The sequence below is a fragment of the Rhizobium sp. BR 314 genome, from assembly GCF_047445805.1.
Classification (GTDB): Bacteria; Pseudomonadota; Alphaproteobacteria; order Rhizobiales; family Rhizobiaceae; genus Rhizobium; species Rhizobium lusitanum_B.
The window spans coordinates 242,679-261,228 of the sequence record NZ_JARWLA010000003.1; the positions used below are offsets into that span (position 1 = coordinate 242,679).

Genomic DNA, 18,550 nt, shown 5'->3' on the forward strand with positions numbered 1-18,550 from the left:
AACGGGGTATCTCGTGTCTAAATCTCTTGACAGTTTCAAGTGTCGTTCCACGTTGACCGTGGGCGGGAAAGACTATGTCTATTTCAGCCTGCCCAAGGCTGAAGCCAATGGTCTGCCCGGTGTTTCCAAGCTGCCTTACTCCATGAAGGTGCTTCTGGAAAACCTGCTGCGTTTTGAAGACGGGCAGTCGGTCACGAAGGAACATATCCTTGCCGTCGCCGAATGGCTGACCAACAAGGGCACCGTCGAGAACGAAATCGCTTATCGCCCGGCACGCGTGCTGATGCAGGACTTCACCGGTGTTCCGGCCGTTGTCGACCTTGCTGCCATGCGCGACGCCATGGTCTCCCTCGGCGGCGATCCGGAAAAGATCAACCCGCTCGTCCCCGTCGATCTCGTCATCGACCACTCCGTCATCGTCGACGAATTCGGCACGCCGCAGGCTTTTGCCAAGAACGTCGAGCTCGAATATCAACGCAACGGCGAACGCTACCGCTTCCTGAAGTGGGGCCAGCAGGCATTCAAGAATTTCCGCGTCGTTCCTCCCGGCACCGGCATCTGTCACCAGGTGAACCTCGAATATCTCGGCCAGACCGTCTGGACGAAGGAAGAGGACGGCGAAACGATCGCTTATCCCGACACCTGCGTCGGTACCGATTCGCACACGACTATGATCAACGGTCTCGGCGTTCTCGGCTGGGGCGTTGGCGGTATCGAAGCTGAAGCTGCCATGCTCGGCCAGCCGGTCTCCATGCTGCTTCCGGAAGTCATCGGCTTCAAGCTCACCGGCAAGCTCAAGGAAGGCGTCACCGCGACCGACCTAGTTCTGACCGTCGTGCAGATGCTGCGCAAGAAGGGCGTTGTTTCCAAGTTCGTCGAATTCTTCGGCCCTGGCCTCGACAACATGCCGCTCGCAGATCGTGCCACCATCGGCAACATGGGTCCGGAATACGGCGCGACCTGCGGCTTCTTCCCGGTCGACAAGGAAACACTGAACTACCTCAACATGTCCGGCCGCGCCAAGGACCGTATCGCGCTCGTCGAAGCCTATTCCAAGGCTCAGGGCATGTGGCGTGACAATGACGGTTCCGACCTCGTCTTCACCGACACGCTGGAACTCGACCTTGGCGACGTCGTGCCGTCTATGGCTGGCCCGAAGCGTCCGGAAGGCCGTATCGCGCTGGAAAACATTGCTTCCGGCTTCGCCACTTCGCTGGAAACCGAATACAAGAAGCCCGGCCAGCTTTCCAACCGCTACGCGGTCGAAGGCACGGATTTCGATATCGGCCATGGTGACGTTGCCATCGCTGCCATCACCTCCTGCACCAACACCTCCAACCCGTCGGTTCTGATCGCTGCCGGCCTTCTCGCCCGCAACGCCGTTGCCAAGGGCCTGAAGACCAAGCCGTGGGTCAAGACCTCTCTGGCACCGGGATCGCAGGTCGTCGGCGAATATCTTGCCAAGTCTGGCCTGCAGGCTGATCTCGACAAGCTCGGCTTCAACCTGGTCGGCTTCGGCTGCACCACCTGCATCGGCAACTCCGGCCCGCTGCCGGCGCCGATCTCCAAGACGATCAACGACAAGGGTCTGATCGTATCGGGCGTTCTCTCCGGTAACCGCAACTTCGAAGGCCGTATTTCGCCTGACGTTCAGGCAAACTACCTTGCTTCGCCGCCGCTCGTTGTCGCCTACGCGCTCGCCGGCTCGGTGCAGCTCGACCTGACGAAGGAGCCGATCGGCGAAGACCAGAACGGCAAGCCGGTTTACCTGAAGGACATCTGGCCGACCTCGCATGAGGTTCAGGAGTTCATCCAGAAGTACGTCACGCGCGAGCTCTACGAGAGCAAGTATGCCGACGTCTTCAAGGGTGACTCCAATTGGCAGGCCGTGCAGGTTCCTCCGGGCCAGACCTATGCCTGGGACGACAACTCGACCTATGTTCAGAATCCGCCTTACTTCGTGGGCATGGGCAAGAAGGGTGCCGGCGTTTCCGACATCAAGGGCGCTCGCGTTCTCGGTCTCTTCGGCGACAAGATCACCACCGACCATATTTCGCCGGCCGGTTCGATCAAGGCTGCCTCGCCGGCCGGCGCCTACCTCATCGGTCACGGCGTTGGCGTTGCCGACTTCAACCAGTACGGCACGCGTCGCGGCAATCATGAGGTCATGATGCGCGGCACCTTCGCCAACATCCGCATCCGCAACCACATGCTCGGCCCGAACGGCAAGGAAGGTGGCTACACCATCCACTATCCGTCCAAGGAAGAGACTTCGATCTACGATGCGGCCATGCAGTACAAGGCCGAGGGCGTTCCGCTCGTCATCTTCGCCGGTGTCGAATACGGCAACGGCTCGTCGCGCGACTGGGCTGCCAAGGGCACGAACCTGCTCGGTGTCCGCGCCGTGATCGCCCAGTCCTTCGAGCGTATCCACCGCTCGAACCTCGTCGGCATGGGCGTCATCCCCTTCGTCTTCGAGGAAGGCACGACTTGGGCCAGCCTCGGCCTGAAGGGCGACGAACTCGTTACCATAGAAGGCCTGGCTGATATCAAGCCGCGCGAGCGCAAGATCGCCAAGGTCACCTATGGCGACGGTACAGTTCGCGATATCCCGATCATCTGCCGTATCGATACGCTGGATGAGGTCGTCTACGTCAACAATGGCGGCATCCTGCAGACCGTTCTGCGCGATCTCGCCGCCTAATACGCATCCATTCCGTTCTTACGAGGCCGCCGGAAAACTCTTCCGGCGGCCTCTTCTTTTTCACGGGGATGTGTTCGGCGCAGCTGCCATGCGGCATTGGCCTCACCCCATCGTGACTTTGCGTCATCACGCTAAGCTATTATCTCTTGTTTCAGGTTTTTCGGGCTTGATATGGCCTTATCGCCCCAAGACTAGTGGGTATTTGGAGGCTGCGCAGGCGGCTGGCGAGTTTGATGCAGAGGTAAGAGAGAAATGCGCCTTCGATTTTCGGTTCCACTTCTGGCAGGCATCGCGCTCGCAAGTTCGCTGCATGCGCAGGAGGCTGCGAAGATCAAGGGCGTGGTCGAGCTTTTCACCGCACAAGGCTGTGCTTCCTGTCCCCCGGCCGACGCTGCCTTTCGAAAGCTGATTCGCCAGGGCGACGTCGTGGCGCTCGCCTATCATGTCGACTACTGGAACTATCTGGGCTGGAACGACACGATGGCGAACAAGGAAAATACCGCACGCCAGTATGCTTATGCCCGCACGCTCGGTCGCAGCGGCGTCTACACGCCGCAGGCCATCATCAATGGCCGGGACCATATGAATGGTGCCGATCTCAACGCGATCAACATCAAGCTCGATACTTTCCAGCGCGCCGGTGAGGGCCTGACCGTGCCAGTAAGCGCCAGCACGAAGGATGATGAGCTTTCGATCAAGATCGGTGCTGGCCAAGGCAAGGCCAATGTCGTCATCGTCTATTTCGACAAGGAGCAGATGGTGGCTCCCAAGGGCGGCGAAAACAACGGCCAGCAAATTGCCTATATGCATGCGGTTTCCGATGTCGAGACGGTCGGCATGTGGGATGGCAGGGCGATGAATGTCGTGTTGCCCGCCAATGTGTTGACCAAAGCCGGACGAAGAGGGCTTGCCGTCCTTCTGCAGTCGTCGTCGTCCTCCGGCGATCCCTCGGCCATTATCGGGGCGACAGTGCTGACGGTGGGTTCGGACGGCTAAGCGCCCTGTCTATTTGATCGGGGACGTCTTTTGCTTCGGCTGGCGCGGAAAAGGTGCCTATTTCGGCTGACGCCGAAAAAGGGGGTGCCCGGCGGGACGCATTCGGGGCTGGGGTTTATCGATGCGCCCCGGCCGGGCCGCTTGGCGCGGCGGCGCCAAGCGGCTGCCTATACTTCCTGCAAATTAGGCGTCGTTTTGACTGAAATGCGGCGCTGCAGAGATGCTTTTGGGCACGGGAAAGAAATTGTGAGCCGTCAGACGGCTTGCAATTTGATGCGGCTGAGGCAAACTGTCATTCTCCTGTCATGAGATAGCCCTTGGGGGATTGATGACTGATCAGCCGGATTTGCGACACGGCGAAAGCCGCTCCGCCGAGACTAATTCCTCCGTCATCGTTGATTTCAGAGAATACAAGCAGAGCAAGGATCCGCTGCCGGTGACGTTCCATCGCCGTGAGCTGGATGCCATACTCTGGATCTACGGCCGCATGGTCGGCGAAGGCGAATGGCGCGACTACGCCATCGATCATCTCAAGGACAAGGCAGTCTTCTCCGTCTTCAAGCGCTCCGGCGAGATGCCGCTTTTCTGCATCGAGAAGAACCCGAAACTCGCCGCGAAGCAGGGCGCCTTCTCCGTCATCAATACCAATGGGATGACGTTGAAGCGTGGACATGACCTCAGCCAAGTGCTGAAGGTTTTCGACAAGCAGCTGAAGCTGGTGGAGAAGTAGTTCTTTCCCCACCGTCTTGATGGTAAAAGCCCGCTCGTCCCGGAAACCGAGGGAAGAGAGCATTCAAGGCTAGACCAACAGATCGACCCTACTCCTGGAACAGGATACCCGGATAGACCGACTGGTCCGGGTCGGTGGTATTTCCCTCGCCAAGCGCCTTCTGCATCAGCATCGTATCCAGCCACCGACCATGCTTGTAGCCCGTGCCCTTGAGCAATCCGGCTTCGGTAAATCCCGCAGCCCGATGCACGGCGACGGAGGCAGGATGCGCTCCCCCGATGACGGCGATCATTTGGCGAAAGCCCAGCGTCTGGCAGCTATCAATCAGGGCATTCAGTAGCAATCTGCCGATCCCGCGCCCGCGGGCCTCCGGAGCAAGGTAGATCGAATCCTCCACCATCCACCGATAGGCCGGCCGTGTGCGGAACGCCGAAGCATAGGCATAGCCGAGAAATGTGCCGTCTGCATCCTCGGCGACGATATAGGGGTAGGCTTTTTCCTGGATCGCGCGAAAGCGGCCTGCCATCTCGTCTTCGCCTGGAGGCGTAATCTCGTAGCTTGCCGTGCCGTTCAGCACGGAATCTCTGTAGATGGCGGTTATGTGGGGCAGGTCGTCTAAGGTTGCGCTGCGGAGGCGGACGGACATGTGATTCTTACTGCCTGATCTGCTGATGACGATGGCTGCCATCAAATCGCAGGCCTCTTTTCCAGGCAAACAAAAAGGCGGCCGAAGCCGCCTTTTCGATATCTATTCAAACCGTTCGATTAGTTTCTGTTGCCCATGAAGCGCAGCAAGAACATGAACAGGTTGATGAAGTCCAGGTACAGCGACAGAGCGCCCATGATCGCCTTGCGGCCGGCTACAGTCGCATCGTCGGCATCGTAGTACATTTCCTTGATCCGCTGCGTGTCATAGGCCGTGAGGCCTGCGAAGATCAGCACGCCGATCACCGAGATGGCGAACTGCATGGCGGACGAAGCCAGGAAGATGTTGACCAGCGAGGCGATGATCAGGCCGAAGAGACCCATCATCAGGAACGAGCCCATCGCGGACAGATCACGCTTGGCCGTGTAGCCGTAGAGCGACAGCGCGCCGAAGGAGGCGGCGGTCACGAAGAAGGTCTGCACGACGCTCTGGCCGGTGTAGATGATGAAGATCGACGACAGCGACAGACCCACCAGCGCGGCGTAGACCCAGAAGGTCGTCGTCGCGGCGGCCACGCTCATCCGGTTGATCCTGAAGCTCAGGAAGAAGACCATTGCGAGCGGGGCGAGAATGACAACCCACTTCAGCGGGCTCAGATAGATCGCCTGACCGAAGGCCGTGATGTGTCCGTTCGCGAAAGCGAGCGAGAAGGCGAGATAAGCCGCAACACCCGTGATCGCCAGACCCAGCGCCATCAGGTTATAGACCTTGAGCATGTAGGCTCGAAGGCCCTCGTCTATCATCGCACCGGACTGCGCACCGCTCTGCGCCCGGTTTTGGTAATTGCGATAGTCAGCCATGTTTTCCTCTTTCAAGCTCCGATTTGGGTACGGTGTCGGGCCTTTCAGGCCCAGGCGCCGCTGCGAAGCTTCAGCATGCCTGCACAGAATATGAGGCTTTCCAGCCTTGTAGACAAGGGTCAAGCGGCCTGACCGATGTTAAATCGATGTAATATCGCGCGGTTTTCGCGGTGTCGGTTAATCCGCGAAGCTGATTTACAGCTCCCGCAGAACGGGTGCCGCTTTCTGACCCAGAATACGCCATGTGCCGATGAGGCCGATCCCGACCGTCAGCACCAGCGCAACGACGAGAGTGGAGAAGGCGACATCAGGCATGAAGGCGGAAGGCAGCTTCATGATACGGCTGACGATATACCAAGCCGAGACGGAGCCGGCGACCAGCGCGAAGACGGCGGTGGCTGCCCCCAGGATCAGATATTCGTAGCTGAAGGCGCGAATGAGCGTCGCGCGCGTCGCTCCGAGCGTCTTGAGGATGACGGCATCGTGCGTGCGGGCGCGGTTGCCGGCCGCCAGCGCGCCCGCCAGCACGAGCACTGAGGCGATAAGCGCGACCGATGCGGCGGAGCGAATGGCTGTGGCAAGCTGCCCAACAAGCCTGCTGACGACATCGAGCGCATCCTTGACGCGAACGCTTGTTATCGTCGGATAGGCGTTGGTGACTTTCCTCAGGATCGCTGCTTCCTGCTCCGGAGTGGCGGAACTATCCGTGAGGGTCGCGAGCCAGGCATGCGGTGCGCCCTTGAAGGTATTCGGCGAGAAGATCATCACGAAATTGATCGACAGAGATTGCCATTGCACCTTGCGGAAGCTGGCGATCTTGGCGGTGATGTTGCGGCCGAGCACATTCACGGTGATCTTGTCGCCGAGCTTCAGGCCAAGAGCCTTGCCTTCCTCAGCGGAAAAGGAGACCTGCGGTTCGCCGCCGTAGTCCTTGTCCCACCATTTGCCGTCTGTGATCGCGGCATTTTCCGGAAGAGTTTCGGCATAGGTGATGCCGCGGTCGCCGCGCAACACCCATTGCCCTGCCGCCGGCACCTTCAGCTTGGTCACGTCTTCGCCATTGAAGGCGACGATGCGGCCACGCAGCATCGGCGCTTCGACAAATTTGCCCTTCGGATCGATGTCGAGCACGATCTTGCGGAAGCCCTCAAGCTCCGGCCCCTGGATATCGACGAAGAAGAAATTCGGCGCCTTCTCGCTCATGCGCCCCATGAGCTCGCTGCGCATGTTGCCGTCGATCAATGTCAGGGTCACTAGCAGCGCCAGGCCGAGGCCCAGCGACAGCACGACCGAAGACGTGAGTGCGCCCGGCCGATGGATATTGCCGATCGCCAGACGCAGCGCCGGCGAGCGCACGCGCGGGCTGCGGCGGGCAAGCCAGGCGAGCAGCGCAGCAACGACACGCAGCACGACAAATGCCCCGCCAATCGAGACGACGAAGACGATGGCGATGAAGCGGTCATAGGCGGTGACGATGGCCAAAGCGGCAAGCGCCGCCATCAGTAAGCTGGCGGCAAGCAGATAGGGCCAGCCGGGCAGGCGGCGAGCCTCGAAACCCTGTTCGCGGAAGAGCGCGGTTGCCGGAACTTCTCGGGCGTGACCGAGAGGCGGAATGGCGAAGGCAAGCGTCGTCAGCAGCCCGAAGACGGCTGCTAGCATCAGGGGGCCGGGATAGAGTCGCGGCGCTGTCGATATGGGCAGGAATTCCGCCATGAACTGCGAGGCGATCATCGGGGCGATGGCGCCGAGAACCAAGCCGACGGCGATGCCGGCAAGCGCGATGATGGCAATCTGGATGAGATAGATCAGCACGACCACGAAGGCCGGTGCGCCGAGGCACTTGAAGGTGGCGATGGTGGTGCGCTTCGAATCGAGGAAGGCGCGCACGGCATTGGCGACGCCGACCCCGCCGACGATGAGGGCGGCCAGCCCGACCAGTGTCAGGAATTGCGAGAAGCGCGTGACGTTGTCGGCAAGCTCCGGCGCGGCGCGCGCGCTGGTGCGGATCGACCAGCCGGCCTGCGGGAAGGCGGCATTGGCGCGATCGCCGATCTTGCGCAACCCGGTTGCGGGATCGTCCATGCGGATCCTGTATGCCTGCTCAACGAGGCTGCCCGTTGTAATCAGGCCAGAAGCGGCCAGCGCGTCCCGGCTGGTCAGCAGCCGCGGAGCGAAGCCGAAACCTTCCGAGACGGCGTCCGGTTCGTTCTTGATGGTGCCTGATATGCGCAGTTTCGCATTGCCCAACAGCAGGTTGTCGCCGACCTTGAGGTTCAGGCGTTCGAGCAGTAACGGGGCGACGACGGCACCATAGCTGCCATCCTTGGCAGCAAGCAGGATCGAGAGGGGTTGGTTCGGATCGGCTTCGAAGGCGCCGTAGAGCGGATATGCCTCATCGACCGCCTTGACCTCGACCAGAGCCTGGTCGGAGCCGTCAGGCAGGCGGGACATCGAACGCAAATTGGTGGAACGGGAGAGCTTGCCGAGACCCTGGAGATAGGCCAGTTCCTCTGGCGTCGCCTCGCGATTGCGTAGCTCGAAACGGGCATCGCCCGCCAGCAGCGATTGTCCCTGCGTCGAGATCGCATCGGTGATTGAGCGTGATACGGAGTTGACGGCAGCGATGGCGCCGGTGCCGAGCGCGATGCAGGCGAGGAAAATGTAAAAGCCGCCAAGGCCACCGCGCAGTTCGCGCAAGGCAAGGCGGAAGGCGAGTGACAGTCGCATTCGCGCCGCACTCGTCATGCGATTGCCGCCTGATTGACGCGTGGCTGAGCGCTGTCGTTTTCGATTTCACCCGAGCGGACGCGAATCTGGCGCGAGCAGCGCGCGGCAAGTGCCGGATCGTGTGTCACCAGCAGCATGGTCGTGCCGCGCTCGGCCTGCTGGGCAAAGAGAAGGTCGGCGATCTGCCGGCCGGTATCGGTGTCGAGGTTGCCTGTCGGCTCATCGGCGATCAGCACAGCCGGCGAAGGCGCGAGTGCCCGGGCGATCGCCACGCGCTGCTGTTCGCCGCCTGAGAGTTGGCCGGGATAGTGGCTGAGCCTTTCGCCCAGCCCCACCGCCTCCAACTCGCGTCGGGCGATGTCAAAGGCATCGCGGACATTGGCAAGCTCAAGCGGTACCGCAACGTTTTCAAGCGCCGTCATATTGGCAATCAGATGGAAGGACTGGAAGACGATACCGATATTGCGGCCGCGGAAATCGGCAATCCGATCCTCGCTCAGGCTATGCAGGGGCGTGTCGCGGATCAAGAGTTCGCCGCTGTCGAGCTTCTCGAGTCCGGCCAACACCATCAGCAGCGTCGACTTGCCGGAGCCGGATGGGCCGACGATACCGACCGCTTCGCCCTCCAGAATCGTCAGGTCGATATTCTTCAGCACGTGGACCGATGCCGCGGCGCTGCCGAGCGTCAAATCCGCCTTCTTCAGCTCGATGATGGTTTTTGCCAATGCGAACGCCCTATATATCAGAGAACATCAGAGACAATGGCGGGCGCGACTGGCCCGAGCAGCGAATTTAGGGAATGGATCATGGGTTTTAAAGTTGCTGCGTTTCACTTCGCTGTCATCACTTTCGGTCTTTTGTTTGGCGCGACGGGCGCAGCGCAAGCGCGAACGATCCAACTGGTCGGCTTTGGCGACAGTTTGATGGCCGGCTATCAGCTGCCGCCCGGCGACGGGTTTCCCGCCAAGTTGCAGGCTGCACTGAAGGCGAAGGGGCTGGATCTCGCCGTCGCCGATGCCGGCGTATCCGGAGACACGACATCCGGAGGGCTTTCGCGCATAGACTGGTCGGTGCCTGACGGTACGGATGGCGTGATCCTGGAGCTTGGCGCCAACGATGCGCTTCGCGGGATACCGCCGGAGCAGACGGAGAAGAATCTGGAGACGATGATCGAACGGCTGAAGGAAAGGAAGATCCCGATCTTCCTCGCCGGTATGCTGGCGCCGCCCAACATGGGACCGGACTACGCCGAGAAATTCAACCCGATCTACAAGCGCCTGGCCGACAAATATCAACTTGCGCTCTATCCGTTCTTCCTCGACGGCGTGGCTGCCCAAGCGGACCTGCAGCTCACCGACGGCATGCATCCGAACCCGAAGGGCGTCGACGTCATGGTCGAGCGTATCTTACCGGCCGTTATCAAGTTTGTAGGGATGATTGACGCAGGTGCGAAATAGGTGCTTGCACCGACTGCAAATGCGTGATTCCCTGCTTATACCTGCAAGAGATTCGGGGAGTGCTCGTCATGCCGAGACTTTTTACCGCCCTCGAAATTCCGCGCAACGCGGCCATGAGCCTGTCATTGTTGCGCGGTGGTCTCCCGGGAGCCAGGTGGATCGACGTTGAAAATTATCACATCACTTTGCGCTTCATCGGCGATGTCGATGGCCGCACGGCGGATGAGATCGTCGACCGGCTGGACCGGATAGATCGCCCTGAGTTCCAGCTGCGGCTGGAGGGCATCGGTTCCTTCGGTTCCAAAAAACCGCATTCGGTTTGGGCCGGGGTCTCGCAGTCACCGGATATGTTCGCGCTGCAAGGCGAGATCGAGCGTATCTGCCAGCGTATCGGCCTGCAGCCCGATCCTCGCAAGTTCACACCGCACGTCACGCTCGCCAGGCTGAAATCCTCGCGGGTTGACGATGTCGTGCACTATCTCTCCGGTCGCGGCAATTTCTATACCCAGCCGTTCACGGTCGGCCGGTTCGTGCTTCTTTCCTCGCGCGAATCAGTTGGCGGCGGTCCCTATCTCACCGAAGAGATTTTTCCGCTTCACGAGTCTCGCAGCACTTTCCCGAGTTTGGGCAACAGTGCACTGCAGCCAGCCAAGAGCATGGTATAGACGGCTTCGAAATCTTCCCGGCCTCCATAATAGGGGTCGGGAATGTCCTTGCTGCCGCCCAGCGCCAAGGCATTGAAGAGATGCAGCCTGCCGAGTGCATCGGCAGGCGCGGCTTTGCGCAGGGTCTTCAAATTGTCTTGATCCATGGCGAGGATCAGATCGAACTGGCCGAAATACGCTGTCTCGATGCGGCGGGCGCGTTGGCTGGAAATATCCACGCCATGTCCGGCAGCAACGGAGATCGAGCGGCGGTCGGGGCGTTCGCCCTGATGCCAGCCGCCGGTGCCGGCCGAAGCGATTTCAAATTCCGACGAGCGGCCGGCCTGCGCCACCAGATGCCGGAAGATGCCTTCGGCAAGGGGCGAACGGCAGATATTGCCGGCGCAGACGAAAAGTATCCTGTGACGATCCATGATATGGTTCAACCCTTCCAGCATCGGCCCGAAAATCGGAATCGATTTTCGGAAAGCCTGTTGCGTAGATTCAAACAGATAGAGCGACCTTTGTGCTTCCGAAAGGAAGCACGGCGCTCTGGAGAGGAGTGATCTGCCATGAAATACGAAAAGCTGGACCGGGCGGCAATCGATGAAAATCTTGCGGAGCTTTTGGGTTGGGCGCTCGCGGCTGATGGGCTTTCCATTTCGAAGACCTTCAAGTTCCGCAGCTTCGTTGAGGCCTTCGGCTTCATGACCGAAGCGGCGCTCGCGGCGGAAAAGTTCAACCATCATCCGGAATGGTTCAACGTCTATTCCCGCGTCGAAGTGAAGCTGACGACGCATGATGTCGGCGGCCTGACCGACCACGACATCAAGATGGCGAAGGCAATGGAGAAGGCCGCAGCGCGTCGGATCGATTGAATCGCACCCTGCGATCACCATATGTTTACACGGTCCGGGCAACGGGCACGAACAGAGGTGAATGGAATGGATGACATCAAGTACGGGGAAATCCTGATGCCTGGTGACGACGAAACCCAGAAAGAGCAGGAAAAGTCGGTGCGCAGAAAGTTCTGGCCGACCCTGCGGAAGGCGGCTCGCCACATTCCCTTTTCCCGCGACGTCGTTGCCGCCTTCTATTGCGCGCTCGATCCGCAGACGCCGACCCGTGTCCGCGGCATATTGCTGGCCGCGCTCGGCTATTTCGTCATGCCCGTCGACATCATCCCCGATTTCTTCGCTGTCATCGGCTATACGGACGATGTGGCCGTGCTGACGCTCGCCTTCAGCATGATCCGCGGTCACATCCGCCAGGAGCACTATGACGCCGCCGACCGGGCTTTGGAGAATGGACCGGAGGCCATGAAGACGGTTTAGTGGCCGCTTTATGGGGGCGATCTGATTCCTCTCGGGTTTCCAGACCTTTATGAGGCCTCCCTGATTTTAGCGAGGTCAAATTCTTGCCCGAATCTTTCTGTCTTAAATCTAAACTGTAGGGTGGTATTTCGCCATCCGGGTTTTCCAATTCCTTCTGATGCGTTTCAAGCTCCGTTCGACACCTGGATTGAAATGGAACGGAGCCGAGAGAGGTCAGCGCTCCGTTGACGGTTTGGTAACCTGAATAAAGTCAAAATAGGGCAGCTCACGAGCATCGGCGTGCGTCAATCGAATCGCCATGAGCTCTGGACCGCACAAAATCGGCAGGAAAACATGTTTGTAAAAAGCTTCGCAATCGCCCTCTCGCTCGTTCTGGCCGGCACCGGCATCGCGTCCGCGCAGACCAAGAAGCCGAAGCAGACGCAGGCACCAGCGGCAGCAGCCCCCACGGCTCCCACACCCATCCAGCAGTTCGATGCCTGGGGCGCCTACTCCTACCAGTCTGCCGGCGGCAAGGTCTGCTACGTTCTCTCGGTGCCAACGGTAAAGTCGCCGCCTTCGGGCATCGACCATGGCGATAACTTCTTCATCGTCTCGCAGCGTCCCGGCCAGAATATCTCCTACGAGCCGCAGGCTATGATGGGATATCCGTTGAAAGAGAATTCCAAGGTCAACGTCGTCATCGACAACAAGACCTTTGTGATGTTCACGAAGGACAAGGGCGCCTGGGTCGAGAATGCTGCGCAGGAGCCGGCTCTGGTGGCGGCACTGAAATCCGGCCATTCTCTGAAGGTGACCGCGACGTCGAAGAAGGGAACTGCGACTTCCTACACCTACTCTCTGAAGGGTGTCAGCGCTGCTCTGAAGAAGATCGAAGGCTGCAAATAAGATCGAGGATCGAGGGATCACGGCAATGTGATCCTCACGGTGCTGCGACTGCAATGATTGAGGCCGGTCATGTCGACCGGCCTTTCGTTTTTGAGGTCAACCTTTGCTTTTGAGGGAAAGGGATGACGCGAGCGGAAATTAATGCTAAAGGCCGCGCCAATAGCAGGTGTCTGGCAGACAGCTTGAAGAAAGCTTGCCCGGCCGCCGCATGAATCTTCAGATTTCCGTGCCTTGCCCGCATCCGCAGCTTTCGTCAGCTTTTGCGGCATCGCCGATGTGAACCGTTGGAATGATCGTATGTCCGCCACCGATGTCATAACACCCTCCAAGCTCAAGCCGATGCCGGTATCTCAGCCGGTCGAGCTGGCGCCAAAACCGTCGCTGATCGGCCTGACGCGCGAGGAAATGGCGGCTGCCCTCAGGGAAAAGGGCGTTGCCGACAAGCAGATTAAGATGCGCGTCAGCCAGCTCTGGAACTGGATCTACGTGCGCGGCGTCTCCGATTTCGACGCGATGGCGAATGTCTCGAAGGATATGCGCGAGATGTTGAAGACGCATTTCACCATCGCACGCCCCGAGATTGTTGAGGAGCAGGTTTCCAACGACGGCACCCGCAAGTGGCTGCTGCGCTACCCGCCGCGCGGCGCCGGCCGTCCCGTCGAAGTCGAGACCGTCTACATTCCGGAAGAAGGCCGCGGCACGCTTTGCATTTCCAGTCAGGTCGGCTGTTCGCTCACCTGTTCCTTCTGTCACACCGGCACGCAGCGGCTTGTGCGCAACCTGACGGCGGAAGAAATCCTGTCGCAGCTGCTTCTGGCGCGCGACCGGCTCGGCGATTTTCCGGACCGCGAAGCGCCGCAGGGCACCGTTATGCCGGCCGAGGGACGCAAGGTCAGCAATATCGTCATGATGGGCATGGGCGAGCCGCTCTATAATTTCGACAGCGTCAAGACGGCGCTGCTGATCGCATCCGATGGTGACGGCCTGTCGCTGTCGAAGCGCCGCATCACCCTTTCTACTTCGGGTGTCGTGCCGGAAATCTATCGCACCGGCGATGAGATCGGCGTCATGCTAGCGATTTCGTTGCATGCCGTGCGCGACGACCTGCGCGACATGCTGGTGCCGATCAACAAGAAGTATCCTCTGAAAGAGTTGATGGATGCGTGCCGCGCCTATCCCGGTCTCTCGAATGCGCGGCGCATTACCTTCGAATATGTGATGCTGAAGGGCGTCAACGACAGCCTCGAGGATGCGAAGGGGCTGATCCAGCTACTGAAGGGCGTTCCGGCCAAGATCAATCTGATCCCCTTCAACCCCTGGCCCGGCACGAACTATCAGTGTTCCGACTGGGAGCAGATCGAAAAGTTCGCCGATTTCATCAATTCGGCCGGTTATGCCTCTCCAATCCGCACGCCACGCGGGCGCGACATTCTTGCGGCTTGCGGTCAGCTGAAGTCGGAATCGGAACGCATGCGCAAGACAGAGCGGTTGGCCTTCGAAGCCATGATGATCGCCAATCACGGCGAGGACTGAGGTCGATGCTCCTTAAACTGCGCAGGCCGATCAGGCTCCTATGGGGCTATCTCGCCGCCTGCGCTCTGATGGGTTTCGTGTTGGCCTGCGTGGCTGCCTATACTCTGCCGGGAAGCGGGGTACCGGAGCTTGTCGCTCTCTCAATCGAGATGACCAAGGCTGCAATGGTCGTCAGCATTCTGCCATCGCTTATCGTCATTCCCATCATGGAATGGCGTGGAGTCCGTCGCTGGCTCGGGTATGCGATCTATGGTGCGGTGCTGTCGGCTGTGGCGTCCATATTGATTTCCGGCGCGATGGAGAAGCCGCAGACACTCAACCTGATCACGATTGCGGTCTGCTTTGCCTTCCTTGGTGCGGCCTGCGCCACCGTCTACTGGCTGATCGCCGGCCGCCACCCAATTCTCAGCGAGACTGAGTGAAGAAGATCTTTACCGCGAATATCGAGAAGACGCCGGCAAAGGTATAGTCGAGGCCGCGCATCACGCCGCGGTTGCGCTGCAGCCAGGATGATAGGCCATCGGCAGCAAGAACGACGAGCGCGTTCACCGGCATGCCGATGACGATGAAGAAAAAGCCGAGAAAGAGCAATTTGTGGGTGACGGCGGGATCGCCGGCGGTCACGAACTGCGGCAGGAAGGTCATGAAGAAGATGATGACCTTGGGGTTCAGCAGATTGACCCAGAAGCCGTTGGAGATGTTGGCGAGCGGCGTTCCGGCGACCGCATCGACCTTTTTGACCGAAAGGCTGGAGCCGAAGCGGACTGCCTGGATCGCCAGCCAAAGCAGATAGGCAGCGCCGCCGGTCTTCAGGATGGTGAAGGCGATCGGCGAGGCCGTAATCAGTGCCGAGATGCCGAAGGCCACCAGGCAGGTGTGGACGACAACGCCGAGCGTAGTGCCGAGCACCACGAAAAGCGCTGCTTTCTTGCCTTGCATCAGCGCGCGGCTGATCGACAGCGTCATGTCCGGGCCGGGCGTCATCGCCAGCAGCAGGCTCGCTGCGGAAAAGGCAAGAAGGGTCGGCAGGCTGGGTATGAAGTCCACGAGAATGCTCCGAAAGCCGGCAGGGGTTGGCTTTTTCTATCCGGCTTTCGGTGGATTGCAAATCAATCCTTCTTTTCGAGGAATGCCTTGAATTGATCGGCATAGTCCGCATGCCAGCGCGACAGCGGCGGGCGGTTCTCGACGATGTCGCCGGCCGCCCAGAGCATGCGGCGTTCGTCGACGGGGCGCGCCACGTCATTGTCCGGGCAGAGGATGTAGAAATCGCCTCGCTTCAGGCTTTCCACCATGAAATCGATCGTCTGTTCCGGCGTCCAGGCGCCGGCGGGCTTCTCCGTGCGTTCGCCCTTGGTCAGACCCGTGAAGACGAAGCCGGGAATAAGGAGGTGGGCTGAGATCTTTGCACCCGTCGTGTTGCGCAACTCATGCTGCAGCGCTTCGGTGAAGACCTTCACGCCGGCCTTCGAGACATTATAGGCGGGGTTGCCGGGAGGCGTGGTGATGCCCTGCTTCGAGCCGGTGTTGATGATCAGGCCCGGTTCGCCATGGGCCAGCATGCTGGGTCCGAAGACGCGCGTGCCGTTGATGACACCGAGCAGATTGACGCCGAGGATGGCATCCCAGCCGGCCTGGGCGCTGAAGATCGAGGTTTCCGGGCCGATGCCGGCATTGTTCATCAGCACATGCACGCGGCCGAAGCGCTGCAGGACCGTGCGCTCCAATGCTTCCAGCGCCTCCCTGCTCGCGACATCGGTCTCGACGGCCAGTATATGCTCTTCGCCTGCGATCGCCTTGAGTGCGGTTGCCGCCTGGGCTAGCCGATCACCGCCGAGGTCGGCGATGACGACGCTCATGCCGAGCGAGGCGAAGTATTTCGCAGCGGCCAAGCCGATGCCCGAGGCGCCGCCGGTGACAACGGCAACATTGGATTCCCTGAAAATGTCTTGAATATCGGTCAAAGGCGTGCCCTCCCGGCAATGCTTACTCGGTGCCGAATATGGCGCTTTGCGAGGAGGTGTCAAACTCGCCGAGGCCCCCAAGCAGCGCTTCCCCTTGCGCCTCACGATAATCTCGCTAAAAGTTCCGCGATACAGGTTTGCGGGCCTCTTCCCTGGCTCGCCGTCAAACGGAACTCATCATGGCATCACATAAAGACGTGAAGAAAGTCGTTCTCGCCTATTCCGGCGGCCTCGACACCTCGATTATCCTGAAGTGGCTGCAGACGGAGCTGGGCGCCGAAGTCGTGACCTTCACCGCCGATCTTGGGCAGGGCGAAGAGCTGGAGCCGGCGCGCAAGAAGGCCGAACTGCTCGGCATCAAGGAAATCTACATCGAGGACGTGCGCGAGGAGTTCGTGCGCGATTTCGTCTTCCCAATGTTCCGTGCCAATGCCGTCTACGAAGGCGTCTACCTGCTCGGCACCTCGATTGCCCGTCCGCTGATCTCCAAGCATCTGATCGAGATCGCCAAGAAGACCGGCGCCGACGCCATCGCGCACGGCGCGACCGGCAAGGGTAACGACCAGGTTCGCTTCGAGCTTTCGGCCTACGCGCTGAACCCGGACATCAAGATCATCGCTCCGTGGCGCGATTGGTCGTTCAAGAGCCGTACCGACCTGCTCGAATTCGCCGAGAAGCACCAGATCCCGGTTGCCAAGGACAAGAAGGGCGAGGCGCCGTTCTCCGTCGACGCCAACCTGCTGCACTCCTCCTCCGAAGGTAAGGTTCTGGAAGATCCGGCGCAGGAAGCACCGGAATACGTGCATATGCGCACGATTTCTCCGGAAGCCGCTCCGGACAAGGCCACCATCATTAAGGTCGGCTTCGAAAAGGGCGATGCCGTTTCGATCAATGGTCAGCGCCTGAGCCCGGCAACCCTGCTTGCGAAGCTGAACGAATATGGTCGCGACAACGGCATCGGCCGCCTCGACCTCGTCGAGAACCGCTTCGTCGGCATGAAGTCGCGCGGCGTGTACGAGACCCCCGGCGGCACGATCCTGCTCGCAGCCCATCGCGCCATCGAATCCATCACGCTCGATCGCGGTGCCGCGCACCTCAAGGACGAGCTGATGCCGCGCTATGCCGAGCTGATCTATTACGGCTTCTGGTTCTCGCCGGAACGCGAAATGCTGCAGGCCCTGATCGACAAGAGCCAGGAGCATGTCGAAGGCGAAGTGACGCTGAAGCTCTACAAGGGTAATGTCATGGTCACCGGCCGCGAAAGCCCGAAGTCGCTCTATTCGGACAAGCTGGTGACGTTCGAGGACGACCAGGGCGCCTACGACCAGAAGGATGCGGCCGGCTTCATCAAGCTCAACGCGCTGCGCCTGCGCACGCTCGGCAAGCGCAACCTGTCGAAGTAAGTGCCATTGAAATGAAGAAGCCCGCCTCTGGTCACCAGAGGCGGGTTTTTWTTTKCCGAAACGAAAAGGCTGCTGGCGTTTAGTCCACCGGCCTCAGTTCGCGCTCGATCTCTGCCGGCACTTCGACTTTCTGCAGATTGCTGCGGAATGCGCAGAGCGCATCATGCAACTGCAGTTGCAGTCCTTGATCGAAGCCTTGCGTCGCATTGCGTTCGACCTCGCAGACTTCCTTGTCGATCTGCTGCAGCTTGGCCTGGGCCGATTCCGAAAGCACGATCCTCTTGGCGCGACGGTCGAGCGGATCGGGCTGACGCTCGATCAGGCCTCGAGCCTGTAATTTGTCCAGAAAAGCGCTGACTGTCATCGGCTCCAGCCCCATCCGGGAGGCGATGTCGAGTTGCCGGCTGCCGTTGATGGCGGCGACCTGCATCAAGGTTCTTGCTTCGCCCGCCGTCAGACCGAGCCCAGCGACAAGAATGCGTCGCTCGAAGGCTGTCCTGATCAAACGGGCGCAATCGCTCACAAGAAAAGCGAGCGAATCCGTATTAATCCTGCTGTTCATAAGCGTTTCCCTACCTACGCTTTTCATTTTGGGGCCCCAACCACGTTCTTATTGGTTTAAGCGTATGAACACAACGTCTTCTTCCGTCACAAAAGAACGGCA

20 protein-coding genes are annotated in these 18,550 nt (G+C 60.0%); 11 read left to right on the forward strand and 9 right to left on the reverse strand.

All coding sequences use genetic code 11. The features are described from left to right. Window positions 1-13: 13 nt before the first annotated feature. The 3 genes from acnA to QD461_RS06090 all read left to right on the forward strand — a co-directional run bounded on the left by acnA (window position 14) and on the right by QD461_RS06090 (window position 4,430). Entirely contained in the window at window positions 14-2,704 is a 2,691-nt protein-coding gene (acnA, locus tag QD461_RS06080) for an aconitate hydratase AcnA (protein ID WP_414086905.1), read from the forward strand. A 252-nt stretch (window positions 2,705-2,956) separates the two neighbouring features. Then, on the forward strand, window positions 2,957-3,700 hold the full coding sequence (locus tag QD461_RS06085) for a DUF1223 domain-containing protein (RefSeq protein WP_414086906.1): 744 nt from the start codon (window positions 2,957-2,959) through the stop codon (window positions 3,698-3,700). 328 nt (window positions 3,701-4,028) lie between these two features. Then, window positions 4,029-4,430 (forward strand): DUF2794 domain-containing protein, encoded by a 402-nt coding sequence (locus tag QD461_RS06090; protein WP_414086907.1) that lies wholly within the window; start codon window positions 4,029-4,031, stop codon window positions 4,428-4,430. 88 nt (window positions 4,431-4,518) lie between these two features. Here the strand turns inward: QD461_RS06090 and QD461_RS06095 are convergent, their stop codons facing one another. From QD461_RS06095 to QD461_RS06110, 4 genes are all read right to left on the reverse strand, one after another. Continuing rightward, window positions 4,519-5,076: an N-acetyltransferase family protein gene (locus QD461_RS06095; RefSeq protein ID WP_414086908.1), complete on the reverse strand. Its 558-nt coding sequence runs from the start codon at window positions 5,074-5,076 to the stop codon at window positions 4,519-4,521. A 119-nt stretch (window positions 5,077-5,195) separates the two neighbouring features. Next, window positions 5,196-5,936 (reverse strand): Bax inhibitor-1/YccA family protein, encoded by a 741-nt coding sequence (locus QD461_RS06100; RefSeq protein WP_414086909.1) that lies wholly within the window; start codon window positions 5,934-5,936, stop codon window positions 5,196-5,198. Between the two features lie 195 nt (window positions 5,937-6,131). Continuing rightward, window positions 6,132-8,663, reverse strand: a complete 2,532-nt coding sequence (locus QD461_RS06105; protein WP_414086910.1) for an ABC transporter permease — start codon at window positions 8,661-8,663, stop codon at window positions 6,132-6,134. 14 nt (window positions 8,664-8,677) lie between these two features. Continuing rightward, window positions 8,678-9,388: an ABC transporter ATP-binding protein gene (locus QD461_RS06110; protein ID WP_414086911.1), complete on the reverse strand. Its 711-nt coding sequence runs from the start codon at window positions 9,386-9,388 to the stop codon at window positions 8,678-8,680. 81 nt (window positions 9,389-9,469) lie between these two features. Between QD461_RS06110 and QD461_RS06115 the strand changes: the two genes are divergently transcribed. Then, complete coding sequence (locus QD461_RS06115; protein WP_414086912.1) at window positions 9,470-10,120, forward strand: arylesterase; 651 nt, start codon at window positions 9,470-9,472, stop codon at window positions 10,118-10,120. 68 nt (window positions 10,121-10,188) lie between these two features. After that, window positions 10,189-10,785, forward strand: a complete 597-nt coding sequence (gene thpR / locus QD461_RS06120; protein ID WP_414086913.1) for an RNA 2',3'-cyclic phosphodiesterase — start codon at window positions 10,189-10,191, stop codon at window positions 10,783-10,785. Here thpR and QD461_RS06125 read toward each other — a convergent pair. After that, window positions 10,716-11,198: a low molecular weight protein-tyrosine-phosphatase gene (locus tag QD461_RS06125; RefSeq protein ID WP_414086914.1), complete on the reverse strand. Its 483-nt coding sequence runs from the start codon at window positions 11,196-11,198 to the stop codon at window positions 10,716-10,718. The genes thpR and QD461_RS06125 overlap by 70 nt on opposite strands. 138 nt (window positions 11,199-11,336) lie before the next feature. Between QD461_RS06125 and QD461_RS06130 the strand changes: the two genes are divergently transcribed. From QD461_RS06130 to QD461_RS06140, 3 genes are all read left to right on the forward strand, one after another. Further along, on the forward strand, window positions 11,337-11,642 hold the full coding sequence (locus QD461_RS06130; protein WP_414086915.1) for a 4a-hydroxytetrahydrobiopterin dehydratase: 306 nt from the start codon (window positions 11,337-11,339) through the stop codon (window positions 11,640-11,642). Between the two features lie 66 nt (window positions 11,643-11,708). Continuing rightward, window positions 11,709-12,098 carry a YkvA family protein gene (locus QD461_RS06135; protein ID WP_414086916.1) on the forward strand — a complete coding sequence of 130 codons (390 nt, stop codon included), beginning with the start codon at window positions 11,709-11,711 and terminating at the stop codon, window positions 12,096-12,098. 333 nt (window positions 12,099-12,431) lie between these two features. Then, window positions 12,432-12,986 (forward strand): invasion associated locus B family protein, encoded by a 555-nt coding sequence (locus QD461_RS06140; RefSeq protein WP_414086917.1) that lies wholly within the window; start codon window positions 12,432-12,434, stop codon window positions 12,984-12,986. 17 nt (window positions 12,987-13,003) lie between these two features. Here QD461_RS06140 and QD461_RS06145 read toward each other — a convergent pair whose 3' ends face one another. Continuing rightward, window positions 13,004-13,303 (reverse strand): hypothetical protein, encoded by a 300-nt coding sequence (locus QD461_RS06145; RefSeq protein WP_414086918.1) that lies wholly within the window; start codon window positions 13,301-13,303, stop codon window positions 13,004-13,006. On the opposite strand from QD461_RS06145, the gene rlmN reads away from it, so the two are divergent. Together rlmN and QD461_RS06155 are read left to right on the forward strand one after the other, a co-directional pair. Beyond that, window positions 13,284-14,519, forward strand: a complete 1,236-nt coding sequence (gene rlmN, locus QD461_RS06150) for a 23S rRNA (adenine(2503)-C(2))-methyltransferase RlmN (RefSeq protein ID WP_414086919.1) — start codon at window positions 13,284-13,286, stop codon at window positions 14,517-14,519. The genes QD461_RS06145 and rlmN overlap by 20 nt on opposite strands. Before the next feature lie 5 nt (window positions 14,520-14,524). Then, on the forward strand, window positions 14,525-14,941 hold the full coding sequence (locus QD461_RS06155) for a hypothetical protein (RefSeq protein ID WP_414086920.1): 417 nt from the start codon (window positions 14,525-14,527) through the stop codon (window positions 14,939-14,941). Here the strand turns inward: QD461_RS06155 and QD461_RS06160 are convergent. Together QD461_RS06160 and QD461_RS06165 are read right to left on the reverse strand one after the other, a co-directional pair. Further along, the gene (locus QD461_RS06160; protein ID WP_414086921.1) at window positions 14,925-15,566 is read right to left on the reverse strand and encodes a LysE family translocator; all 642 of its coding nucleotides are present in this window, start codon (window positions 15,564-15,566) and stop codon (window positions 14,925-14,927) included. The genes QD461_RS06155 and QD461_RS06160 overlap by 17 nt on opposite strands. A gap of 62 nt (window positions 15,567-15,628) precedes the next feature. Then, window positions 15,629-16,483 (reverse strand): SDR family NAD(P)-dependent oxidoreductase, encoded by an 855-nt coding sequence (locus tag QD461_RS06165; protein ID WP_414086922.1) that lies wholly within the window; start codon window positions 16,481-16,483, stop codon window positions 15,629-15,631. Between the two features lie 179 nt (window positions 16,484-16,662). On the opposite strand from QD461_RS06165, the gene QD461_RS06170 reads away from it, so the two are divergent. Next, window positions 16,663-17,886, forward strand: a complete 1,224-nt coding sequence (locus QD461_RS06170) for an argininosuccinate synthase (protein WP_414086923.1) — start codon at window positions 16,663-16,665, stop codon at window positions 17,884-17,886. 79 nt (window positions 17,887-17,965) lie between these two features. Here the strand turns inward: QD461_RS06170 and QD461_RS06175 are convergent, their stop codons facing one another. Continuing rightward, on the reverse strand, window positions 17,966-18,448 hold the full coding sequence (locus QD461_RS06175) for a MarR family winged helix-turn-helix transcriptional regulator (RefSeq protein WP_414086924.1): 483 nt from the start codon (window positions 18,446-18,448) through the stop codon (window positions 17,966-17,968). Window positions 18,449-18,550 lie beyond the last annotated feature (102 nt).